General features: G+C 65.0%; 19 protein-coding genes. 13 read left to right on the forward strand and 6 right to left on the reverse strand.

The annotated features are described in order from the left end of the window. Positions 1-208 precede the first annotated feature (208 nt). Entirely contained in the window at positions 209-1,984 is a 1,776-nt protein-coding gene (locus tag ACFXHA_RS43485) for a hypothetical protein (RefSeq protein ID WP_379366973.1), read from the reverse strand. A 734-nt stretch (positions 1,985-2,718) separates the two neighbouring features. Here ACFXHA_RS43485 and ACFXHA_RS43490 point away from each other — a divergent pair. The 4 genes from ACFXHA_RS43490 to ACFXHA_RS43505 all read left to right on the forward strand — a co-directional run bounded on the left by ACFXHA_RS43490 (position 2,719) and on the right by ACFXHA_RS43505 (position 6,968). Continuing rightward, positions 2,719-4,443, forward strand: a complete 1,725-nt coding sequence (locus ACFXHA_RS43490; RefSeq protein WP_379366975.1) for a biotin/lipoyl-containing protein — start codon at positions 2,719-2,721, stop codon at positions 4,441-4,443. A gap of 842 nt (positions 4,444-5,285) precedes the next feature. Next, positions 5,286-5,486 carry a hypothetical protein gene (locus ACFXHA_RS43495; RefSeq protein ID WP_379366977.1) on the forward strand — a complete coding sequence of 67 codons (201 nt, stop codon included), beginning with the start codon at positions 5,286-5,288 and terminating at the stop codon, positions 5,484-5,486. Between the two features lie 253 nt (positions 5,487-5,739). Continuing rightward, a complete protein-coding gene (locus tag ACFXHA_RS43500; RefSeq protein ID WP_379366979.1) occupies positions 5,740-6,720 on the forward strand; it encodes a hypothetical protein in 981 nt (326 codons plus the stop codon). Further along, the gene (locus ACFXHA_RS43505) at positions 6,717-6,968 is read left to right on the forward strand and encodes a hypothetical protein (RefSeq protein ID WP_379366981.1); all 252 of its coding nucleotides are present in this window, start codon (positions 6,717-6,719) and stop codon (positions 6,966-6,968) included. Before ACFXHA_RS43500 ends, ACFXHA_RS43505 begins: the two co-directional genes overlap by 4 nt. A gap of 100 nt (positions 6,969-7,068) precedes the next feature. Here ACFXHA_RS43505 and ACFXHA_RS43510 read toward each other — a convergent pair whose 3' ends face one another. The 3 genes from ACFXHA_RS43510 to ACFXHA_RS43520 all read right to left on the reverse strand — a co-directional run bounded on the left by ACFXHA_RS43510 (position 7,069) and on the right by ACFXHA_RS43520 (position 9,940). Further along, positions 7,069-7,533, reverse strand: coding sequence for a hypothetical protein (locus ACFXHA_RS43510; protein WP_379366982.1), 465 nt, complete (start codon positions 7,531-7,533; stop codon positions 7,069-7,071). 131 nt (positions 7,534-7,664) lie between these two features. Beyond that, a complete protein-coding gene (locus tag ACFXHA_RS43515; protein WP_379366984.1) occupies positions 7,665-9,143 on the reverse strand; it encodes a pentapeptide repeat-containing protein in 1,479 nt (492 codons plus the stop codon). A gap of 152 nt (positions 9,144-9,295) precedes the next feature. Further along, positions 9,296-9,940 (reverse strand): HD family hydrolase, encoded by a 645-nt coding sequence (locus tag ACFXHA_RS43520; protein ID WP_379366985.1) that lies wholly within the window; start codon positions 9,938-9,940, stop codon positions 9,296-9,298. A 484-nt stretch (positions 9,941-10,424) separates the two neighbouring features. On the opposite strand from ACFXHA_RS43520, the gene ACFXHA_RS43525 reads away from it, so the two are divergent. Continuing rightward, positions 10,425-10,952 carry an HD domain-containing protein gene (locus ACFXHA_RS43525; protein WP_379366987.1) on the forward strand — a complete coding sequence of 176 codons (528 nt, stop codon included), beginning with the start codon at positions 10,425-10,427 and terminating at the stop codon, positions 10,950-10,952. On the opposite strand, the gene ACFXHA_RS43530 is transcribed toward ACFXHA_RS43525, so the two are convergent. Together ACFXHA_RS43530 and ACFXHA_RS43535 are read right to left on the reverse strand one after the other, a co-directional pair. After that, complete coding sequence (locus ACFXHA_RS43530; protein WP_379366989.1) at positions 10,928-11,410, reverse strand: NUDIX hydrolase; 483 nt, start codon at positions 11,408-11,410, stop codon at positions 10,928-10,930. The genes ACFXHA_RS43525 and ACFXHA_RS43530 overlap by 25 nt on opposite strands. Before the next feature lie 4 nt (positions 11,411-11,414). Next, positions 11,415-12,149 (reverse strand): helix-turn-helix domain-containing protein, encoded by a 735-nt coding sequence (locus tag ACFXHA_RS43535; RefSeq protein ID WP_379366991.1) that lies wholly within the window; start codon positions 12,147-12,149, stop codon positions 11,415-11,417. Between the two features lie 349 nt (positions 12,150-12,498). Between ACFXHA_RS43535 and ACFXHA_RS43540 the strand changes: the two genes are divergently transcribed. From ACFXHA_RS43540 to ACFXHA_RS43575, 8 genes are all read left to right on the forward strand, one after another. Further along, entirely contained in the window at positions 12,499-13,077 is a 579-nt protein-coding gene (locus ACFXHA_RS43540) for a hypothetical protein (protein WP_379366993.1), read from the forward strand. Continuing rightward, entirely contained in the window at positions 13,077-14,939 is a 1,863-nt protein-coding gene (locus tag ACFXHA_RS43545) for an FtsK/SpoIIIE domain-containing protein (RefSeq protein WP_379366995.1), read from the forward strand. The genes ACFXHA_RS43540 and ACFXHA_RS43545 overlap by 1 nt, the downstream gene beginning before the upstream one ends. 134 nt (positions 14,940-15,073) lie before the next feature. Further along, complete coding sequence (locus tag ACFXHA_RS43550) at positions 15,074-15,478, forward strand: hypothetical protein (RefSeq protein ID WP_379366997.1); 405 nt, start codon at positions 15,074-15,076, stop codon at positions 15,476-15,478. Beyond that, entirely contained in the window at positions 15,475-15,711 is a 237-nt protein-coding gene (locus ACFXHA_RS43555) for a hypothetical protein (RefSeq protein ID WP_379366999.1), read from the forward strand. Before ACFXHA_RS43550 ends, ACFXHA_RS43555 begins: the two co-directional genes overlap by 4 nt. Before the next feature lie 81 nt (positions 15,712-15,792). Beyond that, the gene (locus tag ACFXHA_RS43560) at positions 15,793-16,068 is read left to right on the forward strand and encodes a hypothetical protein (RefSeq protein ID WP_379367001.1); all 276 of its coding nucleotides are present in this window, start codon (positions 15,793-15,795) and stop codon (positions 16,066-16,068) included. 56 nt (positions 16,069-16,124) lie between these two features. Beyond that, entirely contained in the window at positions 16,125-16,679 is a 555-nt protein-coding gene (locus ACFXHA_RS43565; RefSeq protein WP_379367002.1) for a WhiB family transcriptional regulator, read from the forward strand. Then, positions 16,676-17,077 (forward strand): hypothetical protein, encoded by a 402-nt coding sequence (locus ACFXHA_RS43570; RefSeq protein ID WP_379367004.1) that lies wholly within the window; start codon positions 16,676-16,678, stop codon positions 17,075-17,077. Before ACFXHA_RS43565 ends, ACFXHA_RS43570 begins: the two co-directional genes overlap by 4 nt. Then, on the forward strand, positions 17,074-17,241 hold the full coding sequence (locus ACFXHA_RS43575; RefSeq protein WP_379367006.1) for a hypothetical protein: 168 nt from the start codon (positions 17,074-17,076) through the stop codon (positions 17,239-17,241). The genes ACFXHA_RS43570 and ACFXHA_RS43575 overlap by 4 nt, the downstream gene beginning before the upstream one ends. Positions 17,242-17,288 lie beyond the last annotated feature (47 nt).

Here is a 17,288-nt window from a genome sequence, read left to right on the forward strand (position 1 = left end):
CCTCAACGCGCCCAGGTCAACGCCCACGTCCGTGATCTTGCACTGACCGGCCGTGACCGATCGGGTGCTGATGCCATGTCCTGGTGACGGACAGGGAAGGACGCGCGATGCTGAAGCAGTTCCGCAGTCTGGCATTCCGGACTGCTGGTCCCTGACCTCGACGTACGAGTCGTCCGGCGGAGGTTCCAAACAGCCTCTGTGGACTCGGCTATCCGGAGGCAGGTGGAGTGCGGAAACCGTGTTCGGTTGGGCGGATCGAGGTTTCGACGATCCGCGCCCTCTCGCCGTCGAGTTCGATGACGATCCGCTCCCGCGGTGGTCCGGGCTTCGGGATGCCCCCTGGTGGGCGGTGGCGCATGCGTTGACTGAACTCCCGCATCCGCTCCCAGCAGGCCTGTGCCGCGTGCTGGTAGGCCTGGTCCCATTCGACGTCGATGTTGTCGAGACGGATGCTGGTCCACATCCCGCGTTCCGGGTAGTAGTTCTGCATGACCTCGTGCGAGGTTTCGTTGACCGTCACCCGCACATTGATCTCGATGTCGGCGTAGAGATCGGTGATGCGGAATTCGAGCCGCCCCTGGTTGACCAGATAATTGCACCCGAGCTTGCGGGTGGTGGGGACACCGAACTGGTAGTCGGTGACGTCGCGGCACAACAGATCCAGGTCGATGTGCTGCTGGACAGGTTTCCCGGTGGCGTCGAACGCGGGTTTGAGCTCGATATCGTCGAGGAACCACTGGTATCCCGGCTGCTCGTAGCCACGCGAATGCGCTTGGAACACAACGAAACTGCTGTAGGTACGTTGCCGGTAGCTGTAGTAGCTCTTGGCCAGGAACGGGCACGGCGCGACGTCGGCGGCCGACCATGCACCGACCCCGACCGCATGCTGGTCGATCATGGGGTCGCCGATATCGACCCAGAAATCCTTCCAAGCGTCCCCGCCGCCCACGGTCAGGCTGATCTGGCTGAAGTCCTCGTGCACGGAGTTGACACGCACGACGAACGCGCCCGCAAACGAGTGGAAATCCAAATCTCCGCTGACACTCTGCAAGTCGATCCGGCTGACGTAATGGATACGGCCGGGCCCTCCGGTGCCGGTGTAGAAGTTGACCGCGAACAGCAGCACGCTGGCGTGGTCAATGGCCTGATCGTAGAACTGGCCGGGTCGGCGCAACTCGAGGAAGTAGGTGTCACCGGACGGGATGATCGGCGGGATCACGGCCAGCACGCTGCGCCGGGTGGGCCAGTCAGCGATCGCGATGTCGAGCGCCGTCAGCGAGAACGTCTGGGGCGTGTGCTCGTAGGCGACCGACAGATAGTTGACCGAGTAGATGTTGTTGAACGCCCCGAACTGGTGGACATACATCTGAACCGCGGGAACGTAGGGGCCGACCTGCATCATCGGGTCGAAACCGGCACCGATACCGACGGGCAGACGAGCATCGAACGGTCGCACGAAGCTCAGTTCGCTGGCCGCGCTCATCGACGAGAACGGGCACCCGTATTCGTTCTGATTGCGGTCGAGTTCATGCGCGAGCCCGAAGGCGTGCCCCACCTCCTCGCAGATCGAGTCGAAGCCGCTCTGGATATCGAAGACGGCGGCCGACACCACCCGTGGGGTGCCACGCCCGGACTCCAGGCGGAAAGAGCCGCCCCCGAACAGGTCGGTGCCTTGCGCGAACCAGATGAACACCTTGTCGAACGGTGCCCAATCGGGATTCTCGGCTACGGTGACCGCCTTCAACACACCCAGCACCAAAGCGGTGCGGACGGTGTCGTTATCGCCCTGCGGCGGCCGCGGATCATTGAGCACCACCGGCGCGAAGCTGTGATAACTGAGATCGAACTGCCCGAACGAGGTCTTCGTCCAGAAATGCGCCAGGCTGTACGGAACGTTCGGATCCATGAAATTGGCGACATCGGCATCCGACCAGATCCGCGCCGCTGGAGTGCCAGTGAACCGGGCACGAATGAAAGCAATCATCGGGACTCCCTCCCCCACGTTGAGTGTCCCCGAGCGGAAATAATGCTACGCCCGACCCGCCTACCTGCGGAATGAGTTCGCCCTCGGTGCTTTTCCCGATATCGGCAGTCCGGCAGTCCGGACTGCGGAACTGGAGAAGCCGCGTCCGACACCCGTCTATCTCACCAGTCTGGCAGCCCAACCGAACACCGACGGTTGCTGCACGCGTCTGGGCTGACCCGGCAAACCGTGTAAGAGGGCTTACCACGCGCCGTGGAGCGGCGGCGCTGGTCACAGCGTTGCGCATAGGTGACAAAGACCCTCGACCGTGACATCAAAAGTAACTGGCTGGTTCCGGGGCGGTCAGCGATGGCATGCTGGCGATGCCCTCGGTGCAGCAGAGGGACGCGCGGATGGGACCAGAAGTGCCGTGCGGGTGGTGCCGGTGTTTTCCGAATCCTGGGCTGCACCCGACGCTTTGGGAGTTCATGAGGGACACGAGGGGTCGCCCCGAGCTTCTGTCATAGTGCGCGCAGGACCTGCTTGCTCAGGGCAGGTTCGGCGGATCAGAGTGGGCGGGCCATCGCGCCTCGGGGACTTCGTTTCATGTTCCGTGAGGAGTATCCGGTGTCCTGCTGCGCGCCTGTGCGGTCCGCTGCGTATTCGAGTGTCGAGACGGTTCGTGTCAGTGCCAGCCCTCGCGAGGGCGGACTATTAGCCACGGTCCCGGTCAGCATCGGCAACTCCCCCACTCGGTGAACGAGCTGCCGCGGACCGCGGCCGCCCGCATCGCCCAGGAACTGAACCTGGTCCTGGACATCAAACACCACCGGCTATCCGCGGTCCGTGACGAATTCCTGCAGATGACGCACACGGCGTGGGTGCGGACCGGGGAGTCGCAACATCAGATCGCGAAACGCAGCGGGCTGGCAGTCGCGACAGTGAACAACTTCGCCGCCGGGCCGCGCCCGCGCGATCCGGCGAAGACGAACTACGACTCCTGGCCTCGGCCGGACACGCTCAGAAAGTATCTACGGGCGTGCGAATTCACCCCCGAGCAGGTCGATTTCGTGCTGGACCGGCTCAAAAAGCTCAAGAAGCAATTCCCCAACGCTCGCAAGATCCTCGCTTCGGCAGATCCGGTGTCCTGGCGTGATGGCCTCGTCGCGCGCGAGATCCGGCTGTGGGTGCCCTCACCGGGCGAGCTCGCGTTCCGCGAAGCCGTCCGGCTGCAGCCCGCACCGTGGCAGCAGGACTGCTGGATGGTGATGCTCGCCTACAGCCTGGTCGGGATCGAGATGCTCGATCGCGCCGCCCCGGCCGCCGCAGGTGTCCCGGTCCCGGTGGAGGCGACCCGACTACGCGTGGGCGACATCATCATCGACCGTGCCGGCGCCACCCTGGGCCTGTACAAGGGCGTCGGGCTCGTGCTGACCGGCACTCGCGGCGCAATCCGGCTGAGCGCGCTCAGCGCCACCGCCGTCGCCCGGCGACTGCCCGGCTGGCCGGCCGAGCCTGTGCCGACCCAACCAGGACTCCAGGCGCTGACGGTGACCGACAATCTGCCGCGTGGCCGGTTTCCCGGGCAGCAAACCGATTTCGTTGCTGCCGCGTTCCGGGCGGCCGGAGTCGAGTTGCCTGATAACGCGTTCACGACCACCACGCTGCGCGCCTACCCGCTCGAACGCTCCCAGCACCGCCGCGGCGACATCGTCGTCACCGTCGACGGCGACATCGGTCTGTACGCCGGCGACAACAAACTGCTGTATGTGGGTGCCGACGGTCGCGCCACGACCTTGACCCTCCGACACCATCACATCGTGGCCACCCGCCGCGCCGTGCTCCGCCCGGGTTCCACCCCACGCTGCGCGGTCATCGACATCGCCGGTACCGGCACCGGCTTCTACATGGTGCCGCGGCTGCGGCAGAACACCGAAGAATCGCACATCGCCGGGATCGCCGACGCGGTCTCCAACCCGCAGGCCCTCGACCACCGCCCGCCGCCAGATCCCGGGGATTCCGCGCCGGTGCAACTGCCGCCGGCCACCACCACCGACCATTTCGTGGCCGCGGCCCTCACCCTGGTCAGCCCCGAAGCGCTGCGCGACGCCGTGCGCACCTACATGGCCGACATCACCGGCGACGCCGACCCGGTTGCCGCGATCATCGCCCAGATCGACGACCACGCCACCCATCAGCCGGTCCCCGACTTCGCACCGACGACTCTTGAACAGCACGTGGTGGCGGGCAACGAAGTCACTGCCCCCGAGATGTTCGACGAACAGGTCGGGGACGGACAGGTCCTGCACTGGCACAAGACGATCGGTGACGTTGTCGACGTCGGTGAACCGCTGCTGCACCTGGCGGCACCCACCTTCGCCTTCGACATGCCCTCCCCGGTCGGCGGAACCATGCGCGCGATCATCGCTCCGGTGGGATCCATCGTGCAGGCGAACATGGTGCTCTGCGTGATCGCGTAGCCATCGGCCACCTCGTTCGCAACCGGCCTTCGTCACCGCGGCCGTGGTGGGGCCGCTGCGCCGCCCGTGCACACGGGCCAGCACGCGAGAAGGCCTGGCAAATGCCGGCGCATCGACGACGGAACTCTGGTGAGACGCAATCACGGATGGTGCTGGCGAGTGTCCAAACATGCGGATGGAACCCGATTTCTGTGTCCGTTTCCCTTTCTCTGTCGAGAAGAGATGACGCTGGCGTGAGCCCTTGTTTGCCGACAAGCGCCCACCGGCTGTCCCTGACGTTCGGCCGCATTCCCAATTGCGCGATCCCGGGACGACTGACCGAACTTTCATGCACCTTTCGTTCAGTCGCCTGCCATTGAACACCAGGCTCCGGTGATTAACAACCCCGGCAACTGGCCGGTCTAAATTCAAGATCATTCAACCTCTCTTCGCTGGTGTACAAATCTGCAGGTAGAGTGTGCTTTTGAACGTCCAAAACATGTTTTTGAACATGAGGTTGTGGACGGTCTCGCGGAATTTGAACACATTTGAATACCCTCGGAACGCAAAAGTTTCAATCCTAACTCCGAACGGGCTTCCGGGACTATCTCAATCTGCTAATAAAAGAAATAGGTGCACTGTTGTGACGGCCGGGATGGATGTGATTCAGTGAATGCCGAGTTTCCAGGCAGTGGAACTCGGGGTGTTTGCGGGATTGCCGTACCGCAAGCTCAGCTGGACAACTGAATAGCAAGCACTAGGCCGCATTTCCCAATTAGTGAACAAGCGCGGATCTTCAAGAGCGCCGGTATCCACCGCCACCCACCGTGGATCCGTGCTGTTCGGAACGGAGCGACATCTCAATGCACCTCCACATGGGCACGATCGCCTTCATCTTCGGCACGATCACCCTCGTCGCCGTCATCAGCGGGCTGCTCACCTACCTGATGTTCAGAGCCCGGAAGCTGAGCATCGCCGCCGCCGCGCTCGGCGCGTTCGCCGCCGTCGGCTCGGTGCTGATCATCAGCTGCACCGCCCTCATGGCGCTGGCCTCCCTCGTCTGACATCGACCGCGGGCCGGATCCGGTCGGACCCGGCCCGGCGGGTCCTGCTCGACGCCCGGCGACCGGATGGGATTCGACATAGGTGTCGGGCCACCCAGGGGTTATCGGTGACGTGCATCACAATTTGCCGCAGATTGCTGCTGTGGACTGGTCCAGAGCCCCAAAGGGTGAGGTCATTCATCTACTGATGGGGTTGAGAATGGAAAACCGCAGTACGGCAGGTGTACACACGAGATTGGCTGTCCTTGTCGCGGTGCGCGACGAGGACACACCCGCGCCAGGGCGGGCCGGGGCCGGGCGCAGGATCGCGGCATGGCTGACGGGAAGGTCCGCGCAACCACACTTCGCGGTCTCCCGCGAGGCCGGCCTGCAGGAAAGCGCCGCCGCGACGCGATTGGTCGTCATCCCGGACAGCCCAGCCCTGCGTGCGCGCTTCGGTACAGACCGCATACCGTTCGTCGTCGATTCTCGATTGCCCAGTGCAGCGCTGCGCATCGTCGCCCGCTACGCCGAGTTGCATCGCATCGACCTCGTCGATGCGGCACCGCTCAAGCGATGGTTCACCTTTCGGTCCAGTCACACGCTCACGCGCGATGCAGCGATTGGTCACCTGCTCTCCACGTGGCCGGTCCTTGTCGGCACCTGCGAGGCGTACCAGGAAGCCCACGAGGCAATGACCGCCTATGTCTTCGACGGTGACGAAGACAAGGCGGTCGCATTCGCCAAGAAATGGTCCTTGACCATTCAGAAGCGGTCCGCCGTACTCGACGGTCTGGTGGCCATCGACTGGGATGGCGTCGAACTGTGGCATACCGGCAAGGTCATCAACGCACTGAATCGGCATATCCGGACCGCGCGCGACAACGCGATCCCGCTGCACCGCCGCAAGATCCACTACCAGCGCATCACCTACATCGACAACCACGACATCCCCGACGCACCGAACCCGGTCGAAGACCACCTCACCGACAACGACGTCATCGGTCACAACCCATGCATCGACGTGCTCCTGGCCGACTTCACCCCGGAGGAATCGAGAACCGTCGCCGCATACGTCTTCAACGGACCACAAACGACCTGGCTGGAAGCAGCAATGCTGGCCAAGGCGGACAAGCCTGGTTTCGCGGAACGAGTTCGTCGTCGAGTTAAGCGAGCAGCCGAAAAACATCGACGCACCGCACACAGCGAGATGTGCCGACATGCAGACGGTGGCCGCCCGGAGAACGCGCAATGAGAATCACCGCGCTCATCATGGCGCTCACCCAGTCGAACCTGCCGGCCTGGCTGTGCACGATCGTGCTCCTCACCGCCGCGATCACCATGGTGATCACCGCCTGTGCCCGCGCGAAGGCGAAAATCGTTCGTGCTCAGGGAGAATCCAAGTACACCGTGGCCAACTATGAATCAGGGCTCAGGTTCAGGCGCTGGAGGCTGCAGCGCCGCGAACGCTGCTTCGGCCACTGCAGCCGGCACCGACGCTAACCAGCAGAGGGCCTTCGCCAGTTCCGACTGTGGACAGTCGGAACTGGCGAATCCCCAACGGCCAGTAGGGGAGTCCGGATTGCGTGACTTCCCAGCCTGCCTAGGGCTCGTCGTCATCGTGATCGTAAGGATCCGAATCCCATTCCAGATGAGGAAACAGAGCGATCCACCGTCGAAGGGCCGCCGGATCCAGAAGCGTGCGCGCGGTCCTGACGTCCGAATCCGACAGCTTCGCCTCGACCGACACCTCGTGAGGTTCGTCCTCGGCGGCGGGGGAAAACCAGTGCGCCACATCCACCACGGTCAGCGCGAGTCCACCGGGCGCCACATCGAAATGCATGGTTTCACCGATCCGGGGCACCGCGATCCCGTTGGCCACGAAACGAATAGTGCTACCGACGATCTCGCCGGCGGCGTTGGGAACCTCGATCCACACCTTGAACCGGACCAGCCCAGGCGTCGCGGAGTTGCAGGCGTCCGTGGCTGCCTCCCGCTCGACGTGGTGGAGGGATTCCGTGTCGGTCAGTCCCAGTTCTGCCGGATCGAACTCCCCGCCGCAGCCCAAAGCTGGCCTCCCACGTCGATCGGCTGGACTACATCTATGAACTGCTAGTTTCCGCTCAGACTGGTTGCGTTGCGGGTGTTTTCGGCTTCTGCGTGCATCTCCGGGCCAGGATTGAACAACAGTCTGGACTGTTAGACTTTCGGCGGCCAATCCTGCGGCTCGACGTTGCCGGGTTTCTGACCTACATCCTGGTCCCAATCGAAGGTCGGCGCCGGCGGACCCCACTGCAGTGGGTTCACGAACGAGACAACAGCGGCACCGAAATCTGCCCCTTTGAAGTCGGCGGTGCCGGAGAAGGTCACACCTCCGAACGTCGTGGTACCGGAGAAGACCGTGTGGTCGAAGTCTGTGTCACCCGAGAAGGTCGCACCCCCGAAATCGGTGGTGCGGGAGAAGGTCGCGCCCCCGAATCGGGTGTCGCCGGAGAAGGTCGCGCTCACGAACGTGGCGCGGCTGGAGAAGGTCGCACCCCCGAAGTCGACGCTGCCGCAGAAGGTTGTGCCTTTGTACCCGATGCTGTTGGTGAAGGTCGCGCCCCCGAAGTTGGCGCTGCCGGTGAAGGTCGCGCCGCCGAAGTCGGTGAAGTCGGAGAACGTCGCGCCTGCGAACGTGGCGCTGTCGGAGAAGGTTGTGTCAGCGAACCAGGTCGTTTTGGAGAAGGCCGCCCCCATGAAATCGGTGGTGGCGCAGAAAGTCGCGCCCTCGAACCAGGCGCTGTCGGAGAAGGCCGCCCCCTCGAAATCGGCGGTGTCGCAGAAAGTCGTGTGCCCGAACCAGGCCTCGCCGGAGAACGTCGTCTCGCCGAAGTAGGCGCTGCCGGAGAATGTCGCCCACAGGAAGTCGGCGCTGCCGGCGAACGTCGCGCCATCGAAGCGAGCAAGGCCAGCGAAGGTCGTGCCATCGAATCGGGCGGCACCCGAGAACCTGACGGCACGAAAGTCGACGTCTTCGAGGTGCGCGGTTCGGAAGTCGAAATCGCTTGTCGACCAACTGTACTCAGCATTCAGTCGGAGATGATCAGCGATCACGCGGACGATGGTCGCGCGTACCTCTCTGTCGTTGTGCCGGTATTCGAGATGGCGCTCGGAGTCGTCGGCGCGGGTACCGTCCGCGGTCGCGCGGTGATGCTTGAGGACCAACTTGCTCTGATGGTTGGACCCGAGCTCGGGACTGTAGGGCAGACGGAGATAGCCACACAGGACCTCGATGCACTGCTGACGACGCCGATCAGCGGATTCGTCAGCGACACCCGCCATGGCATAGACCCCGGCGATGCGGACAGCGACATCGGTAGCACCGAGTTGCGCGGCCGCAGCACCGAAGCGTTCGACGAACCGGCCCTGCTCAATATCGCGCTGCCGCCGGTAGGCGATCACCAGCGCGACCACACCACCTACTCCGGCCACCACGGTTAACGCGATGCGAGTGACGTCGATCTGGGCAGCGGGTTTGGCCGTATCCACCGGCGTTACCCACCGGAGGAATCCATCGGCGGCGACCGCGATTACCAGCCCTCCACAGAGCGCTGCGAAGATCGCCGGAAACAGACCGACTCCCCTAGTGAAGCGACCAATTGCCTTGTTACTCTTTCCCGCCCACGCGAGCACCATTCGATTGTGCTAGAAGTCACGCCTTCGCTACTCGCGATTTCGCCGGCGGCGAGAGAGATGACCGTCGATCCGGTACAGCAGGAGCCTGAAACCATCCTGCCCGCAGAGCCTGTCGGTCGGATCCGTGAGACTCCAGACAGGCGATGGCAGGTCTATTTGGCAACCTTGAATGGGCGTTCGGATGCGGCCGGTGTGCCGAAACGGGTGGCGAAGTCGTCCCACCAAGCCGACGGGTCGGTGTGCAGCGCAGCGTCACGGAGCGCCTGACCGGTCGCTGTCGTAATCATCGGAATCATCGACTCGATATAGCGCCCAATGGATTTCGGAGCACGACCAGCTTCCTGGTATTCGCGGGCAGTCAATAGCAGCTCAAGTTTGTCCGCGTCACGGGAACACATCGCTTCTTTGCTGGCACCAGGCCGTTTTGACGACTCGTGCTCGGCGATGGCGCCGCGGATTCTTTCGGCCAACTCGACAGGCAGGCTGGAAGTTTGGTCGGCCGCTACCTCTGTCGCAGGCACGGTCTTCACATACGGTTTGCCCACCGCGTCCACGTCGCCGTAGCGCGCCTCGGGAACATCGTGGAAGAGGCCCAACACCGCTGCTCGTTCGGGATCGGCGCCTTCTCCGACTGCGATCACGAATGCCAGTACCGCGGCACGCCAGCTGTGGGCGGCCACATTCTCGCCGTCGCCGATGCCGATTCGACGCCACCCTGACCGCGACACCATTTTCAGGTGCCCAAGCTCGTAGGCGAAGACGGCCGTTTCGGTGGCTCCTGTGGTCGCGTCGCTCATGCTGTGCTCCCGATGAGGTAGTGGACTTTGTTCGAGTCGCTGCCGCGCCTGAACGCTGGCCACCGACAACACCTTTGCCGAAAGGCTGGACTGCCTGCAGTTTATTCAGCCAAGCCCGACGGCGGGCCTCAGTCTGCTCGAGTTGCGATGCTTCGCAGAGCGTTTAGGGCATGTCGTCAGTTGGTACTGAGCGGCGGCATAGCCAGCCGATCGGTGTCGGCCTGCTCGGGCCTCTGGACACGGGCGAGCCTATCGATAATCAGATGGTTCGCGGCGATGTCGTCCAGCACGCTGGAATCGGTTGCGACAGTGCGGTTTCGAAACAGGAAGGTGGATAGCAGGACAGCTGCTGTCGAGAGTCGGATTGGTGCCATGTCTTCACGATCTGGCGACACCCGGGGACGTTTGAACCCAACAAGAGGGACATCTTGGGCCATTTGGATGGTTGTGGCAATAGGCGGAGGTGCTTGGCTAGCGTGTTGGTATGGAATCAGCGTTCTCGGACCTTCTGGCGCCGCTTTCGAGCACGCGGCGAGCTCACACCCTGGAGGTGGGCCGGAAGGTTCGAGGTGTCGCGAGTCGTTTGCCGGAGACCGTGCGTGACGACGCGGTGACCGCTGCCTATCTGCATGACGTGGGATACGGGTTCCCCGCAACCGGATTTCATCCAATCGACGGTGCGAATCTGCTTTCGACCCGGAGGTTCTCCGCGGCCGTATGCAATCTTGTGGCCTTCCACTCGGCCGCCGTCATCGAAGCCGAGGTGCGCGGTCTCGATGCCCAGATTTTTGAGCCATTCGCGCTCGCCGATGCGCCGGACATTGATGTCGCCAGCGACTTCGTATGGTGGGCGGACATGACCACGGGCCCAACTGGGGAGACGGTCACCATCGACCGGCGACTCGCTGAGATTCGAGAGCGATACGAAGAAGGCAGCGTTGTCAGGACCGCGATCGATCGGTCTGAGCCGCTGCTACGAGCTGCGGTTCAGCGCGCCGAGGGGTCGATGTAGGGAGCGGTGTTCGTGATCGCCCAGTCGATGCGTTTGCGCTGACTGGGGTCCATCGCGAGACCGGGAATCTTGTCGACGGGCACCCACTCGACTTGTGTGCTTTCGCTACTGGGCGTCGGCACCCCGCCGATCGGCTCCGCGCGGTAGATGATGGTGAACTCTTGCCGAACCTCGTCATTGCTCGTGTAGTGGATGACGTGTGTCGGATCGGTGAAGATCCCTACGATTCCCGTCAGCTGGACATCGACGCCGGTTTCCTCCTGCGTCTCCCGCACGGCTGTGTGGCTGAGAGATTCGCCGGGATCGTGTGCGCCACCGGGCATCGACCAGTTGCCGTTGTCGGAGCGACAGATCAGGAGAACGGCGTCGTCGCGGCGGACAAAGGCGCCGGCGCTCGGCCGGACACTATTGGCAGCTGGGGCGTTTGGGTCCTGGTGGTAGTCGATGCGGCGTCCCATGGCGTCAGAGTACTGCTGGCCGCGCGACTGCCCAGACTGCTTCAAATGATTCCTGGTAGTAGTCGAACAGCTTCCCGTTCGGGACGTGCTGCAGGTGCTGCACCGGTGATTTCGCCGCATACGCGCCGTAGCTGTGGGTGTTGAGCAGCATGGAGTCATCGAATCGGTAGATGCTGTTGTACAGCGGCGTTTGATGGATACGGATGTCTACGCGCGCCAGGTCGTGGACTTCCCAGAGGTACTCCAGCGTCGAGCGGCACCGTTGCGGGAGCGACGGAAGACCTTCCTCCCGGGCGCGCTGACGAACAGCCTCACATCCGCTGTCTCCGAGCAGGATCCGAACTTCAGCACCCATCTCGGATTTCAGGCGGACGACGTTGACGAAGTCGAGCGATTCGACGAGGAATCCGCCTGCATAGACGAGAACCTCGATGTTCCGTGACGCCTGGCGCATGAGCGCCCTCCAGATCTCATGCGGAACTTCGGAGCGTGTTGGCCAGATCTGAACGACTTCGGACATGGAGACATTCGCGCGACTCCCGGCCAACAGCTCCGGCCACAGGTACGTCTCATCTCGTTCCAGCTCTGCGGCGACCTTCAAACGCATGCCTGGGTGAGGGATTCGACCCTGTGTAACCCAGCGCTCAACGGTTTTCGTACTCACCTTGAGCGTCTCGGCGAGAGCGTGATTGGTGAGACCCCGGGCGGCCAATGTGCCCCGAAGGCGGAGATTCGACACGCTCCCAAGGCTAGCCAGTGAATGTCCCTAAGTGTCCCTCTTTCGGGATTTAAGCGTCCCTGCATGTCGCGGGATCGTAGGAGACATAGCTGAAAAACCTGGTCCGGACCTAGGTGTTTGCCATTCCCGTACTGCTGCCACAGTACGAGTAATGGACTGTTGACAGTTTGAAAGTCTAGACTGTTGACAGCTTGAAACCGCCTGGGAGGAGCTTCCGTGCTGTGCGACCAGAAACAGACCGTTGAGCCTGTTAACCCCTGCCATCTGCCGACGCGCCGTGGCGCGGGAAGACGGTGAGGTCATGGCTCGAACTCGTTCTCTCGCTTCCACTTCCGCAAGAACTTCCACCGTGATCGTGCAGGAGGCGGAGCGGCCCTCGCTGGGCCGTGACTGCCTGGTCTGCGCCGGAGTCGTTGTCGGCCTCGGTATCTGGACTCGCCCGCTGTGGCCGGCCGACACCGTGCACCGGGTCGAAACCCTCGTGGTGCCGATCGCGGCCGGCACGCTGATGGTGCTGACCGCGCTGGTGCTCATGGCGATGGCGGTCGCGTCGGCATCCGGGCGCGGCTGGCGATATCAGCTGTATCGGCGCCGCTGGATCAAAGCGCTGTCCAAGACCAGGCTGACCGACGAGAAGCGCGACGAGCTGCTCGCACCGAAGTTGAAGTCGGTGACCAGCGACGGCACCGAGGACGTGCTACGCATCCGGATGCTCGATGGCCAGTCACCGAAGGACTGGGACCTGCGCGCCTCCCGGCTGGCCACGGAGCTCGGCGCGGCATCGGGCCGGATCGCCTGGCGGCCGGACCGCATCGACGAGGTCGAGCTGATCCTGGTTCGCCCGCAGGGCAAGCGTGCCCGCGCGGAGGCGGCCGAGACCCGCCAGGCCCGCAAGATCCGCTTGCAGCCGGGGACGGAGGCGGCGTGATGGGCGAGCTGATCGGCATTCTGATCCTGGTGGCCATCGCGATGGTGCTGCTGGGCGTCGCGACCGCCTATTACACCGCCGAGAACCTGGGCTACTCCGGTGCGACGGGCGTGACCGCCGTACTGGTCGTGCTGGTGCTGGCCGCGGCGCTGATTATCTGGGCCAAGTGGTCGGCGCGGCTGGCGCGTGAGCGGGCCGAGGCGGCCGAGGTCGCCGACTGGGCGGCGTGGGTGCTGACCTTCCACGAAGACCTCCAAGACGTGGTGACGACCCTGTCCTCGCCGTGGGAGGCGTGCAAGAAGTGGACCAAGGTCGGACTGGGGCGGCTGCCCGACCCGGCGAAGGGCGACCCGGGCGAATACCCCGAGCTGGTGGCCTCGACGAACTCCTACCCCGCCGACCGTGGCCTGTTCGAGGTACCGGTGGGGCTGCGGCTTCGGATCGCCATGACCGACGGGCAGGAACGCAAACACTACGAGGAGAAGCTGGCGCGCCTGGCCGTCGCGCTGGAAGCCGACGCGGTGCGGGTGGTCGCGGCCAAGGGCCGCCAGATCTGCCTGGACATCCGCTACTTCGACCCGATCGCCGATCCGGTCCCCGTGCCGGTCCCGGTCGAACCGGTCGATCTGGCCAAGCTGAACGCCGGAATGCGCGACGACGGCGATCCCTGGCCCGTCCCGCTGGACGAGCGCAACATCCTCGGCGTCGGCGAGCCCGGGTCGGGCAAGTCCGGGTTCGTGCGGGCCATGGTGTGCGCGGCCTCGCCCGCCGCCCGCGACGGCTACCTGGTCAACATCATGATCGACCTGAAGTTCGGGGTGGAGGCCGCCAAGCTGCGCAAGCTGCTGCACGGCACTGCCACCAGCGAAGAGGCCGCCCTGGGCCTGTTGCGCTGGCTGCGCCGCGTCGCCGTCGAGCAGCGCGGCCGCCACATGGAACGCCACGGCCTCGACAAGCACGTGCCCACCTACGAGGCACCGTTCTTCCACCTGATCATCGACGAGATCGCCGAACTGCTGGACAACCCGGAAACCCGCAAGGAGTTCCTGCGGCTGCTGATCTCGATCGGCCGGCTGGGGCGCGCGCTGAAGTTCTCGATGTCGGCCTACACGCAGCTGGCCAACAAGCAGATCCTCGACATGCTGCGCGACCTGTTCCAGGTGCGCGTCGGCATGCGCCTGAACTCGGCCGAGCAGATGGTGATGGTCTACGGCGACCACCGCGCCCACGAACGCGGCGCCGACAACACCACCATCCCGATCAGCGGCGCCCAGGGCGTGGCCTACGTCGTGGACGACACCTCCGCGCAGATCGTGCGGGTGCGCGCCTACCAGGTCACCACCGAGAACCTGGAGTGGTTCGCCCAGCACTACCCGCCCGCCCGGCACCCGGAACTCGAGGCCGTGCTCGCCGAGATCACCGGCACCGCAACCGGATCCAGCGCCGACACCGGCTCCCCGATGGCCGCCGCGACCGCCGAGGTCACGGCACTGCCCGAGCGGAAGCGCCGCTGGGACTCCGACGAGCTCCCCGAACTGCCGGAGGTCTTCGCCGAGATCGACGAGGAAGCCGAGGCCCTGTCCAACAAGATCGGTGAGGCCATCGCCTCCCTCGACCCCGAGGAATGGCCGGTCGGCAAGGACACCGCGGTCGGATCCGCCCCCGAGAACGCCGACGACGCGCAGGCCTCCGACGCCACCGTGCTGCCCCTGCAGGGGCGCCGCAAGCGTGGCAGCGACCTCGCGCCAGTTCTTCCCGGCGACCCCGACGGCGACCAGGACGACGTCGTCGACCTCTACGGGTGGGAGGACGACGGCTGGGACGACCTGGGCGGCAACGGCTCCGGCGACGAAACGGCCTGACCCGAAAACCGCCGCCTCCAGACTGTTGACAGTCTAGACTGTTGAAAGGTTGGCAATCCTGTATCCCCCAGACTCCCGTCCCCACAGCGGGCGGGTCAGCAAGAGAACACCAGTTCAGGAAGGAAACCCGACCCATGACCATCACGATCCCGGTGGACATCCCCCTCCCCTCGGTCCAGCTGCCGGATGTGGAGATGCCGTTCTGGCCTGCCCCGATGACCGCGACGACCACCGAGCTGGCGCCGACGTTGGTGGCGGAGTGGGCGATCAAGCTGCCGCGCGGCACCTGGTGGCGCAAGCTGTCCACCCGCGTCGCCGACCCGAACGGCACCACCCCGACCGTCTTCCACGACCGTGGCCGCGCCGAGGACGAACTGTTCGACCTGACCTGCCAGGCCGTGAGCCAGTTCGGTGTCCGCCGCCGCGACTACCAGCCCACCCTGATGGTCCGCAGCGTCGCCACCACCTCCGACGGCATCCTCACCGTCGGGCAGTGGCGCACCGCCGCACCGCTTCCGGCGACGAGCACGGCGCGGTGAGCACCATGACGCTGCTGCACCCGTTCCGCCACCGCCCCCACGAGGTCGACGAGCTGGCCCAGCTGCGCCCGCAGATCCTCGCCCGCGCCAAGAAGGTCAAGACCGTCCGCGAATTGGCGGTCCTGATCGACGACGTCATCGACGCCCTCGACCACCACCGCCTGGCCGCCGCGCCCGAGGACACCGGGCCCTGCGTGGTCACCGGCGTCGCCTCCGCTGCCGCTCTCGCCTGACAAAAAAAGGGGGGACGTCCCAGCCAGCGTGAACCTGGCTGGGACGTCCCTCTCCAGATCATCACAGAGAGGACTTCCCCGATGCAAAACCCCACCATCCCAGCCGAATCCCTGCTCGCCGGCCACTACGCCGCCATGCTCGCCCAGCTGAAAACCAACCTCGCCGAGCTGGGCGACGCCGACACCCTGCTGCAGCGTGTCGTGGCGCTGGCCGACTGCGTCGATGACCTGCACGTCGCGGTCATCGACACCATGGAATCCCCGCTGCACGGCCCGACCCTGATCGACAAGATCCGCGCCCAGGCCCCCGCCGAGCTGCATCACCTGCTCGGTGAGACCGGAAGCGAGGCACCGTGAGCGCCGCCGTCATGAGATCGGCTGCGCCGCAACCGGGTTCCCCCGAAGGCGCGTCGGTGACCAACCTGCAGTGGCGTGACCGGGCAGACTGTCGCAGCCACCCCTCGGAGCTGTGGTTTCCCATCGGCAACGACACCGGCGAGACCGGCAAGAAGATCTGCCGCGGCTGCCCGGTCCGGGAAGCCTGCGGGCGCGAGGCCATCCGTGTCCGCGAAACCCATTCCATCGCCGCCGGTTTCCGCTGCTCGGATCCCGCCGAGCGCCAAGAGCTGCGGATCTGGCTGGGCCTGGACTCGCCCCCACGCGAGAGCCGCACCTGCATCCAATGCCGAAAGGAATTCACCACCCGCAACCAACGCCGCCGCACCTGCCCCGACTGCCGCGACCAGGTCGCGCTCGCACCGGTGACCCGCCATGTCCGGCGCCTGCGCGACGAGGCCCGGCTGACCTACCGGGCCATCGCGCTGCGCGCCCAGGTCAGCGCCTCCAGCGTCGTCAAGATCGCCAACGGCCACCCCGACGGCGACTGGCAGCACGTCGCCCGCGACGTCGCCGACCGCCTCCTTGCCCTCCCTCTTCCCGACACCACCCCGAAAGCGAAAATCGCATGAGCACACCAGGACCGGGAGCTCGACTCCTGCGCGGTATCCCCAACGACGACACCCAAGACCCGGCCGAGGATCGCGCCGCCCGGCCCGTTGCGGACATCTCCGCGGTGCCCGGCAGCGCGGCCACTGATGCCGCGTGCTGGGCCACCGCGCTGCTGGACTTCCTCACCGCCGTGGACGCCGGTTCGATCGACGACTGCTTCGCCGCCGCCTATCTCGGCCGGACCGCCGCGGACGCGCTGATCACCGCAGTCGAGGACCTCGACAACGCCGGAGCCGGAACCCGCGCGGACTCCGCGCTCCTCACCGAATTCCGGCAGCAGGTCGGCGTACACCTGGCCGCCGCGGTGGAACGCTTCGCCGCCTCCCTCAGCAGCCAGACCGGCGGTGAATCCCGATGAGCATCAACCCCTTCCCCGCCGCAGGCCCCGACCCCGTCCCCGAACCGCGGTCGTGCTGCGACCAGCCCATGGCCAAGGTGCCCGGCCGCGCCGCCGATCGCGGCATCGGCGTCGAGCACCTGGCGCTGTGCCACGAATGCGGCCACTACGAACCGTGGGACTGACCAGCGCCCGAACACCCCTGCACATCCACCGATCGAGAGGAGCAACA

Source organism: Nocardia sp. NPDC059240 (assembly GCF_042753865.1).
Classification (GTDB): Bacteria; Actinomycetota; Actinomycetes; order Mycobacteriales; family Mycobacteriaceae; genus Nocardia.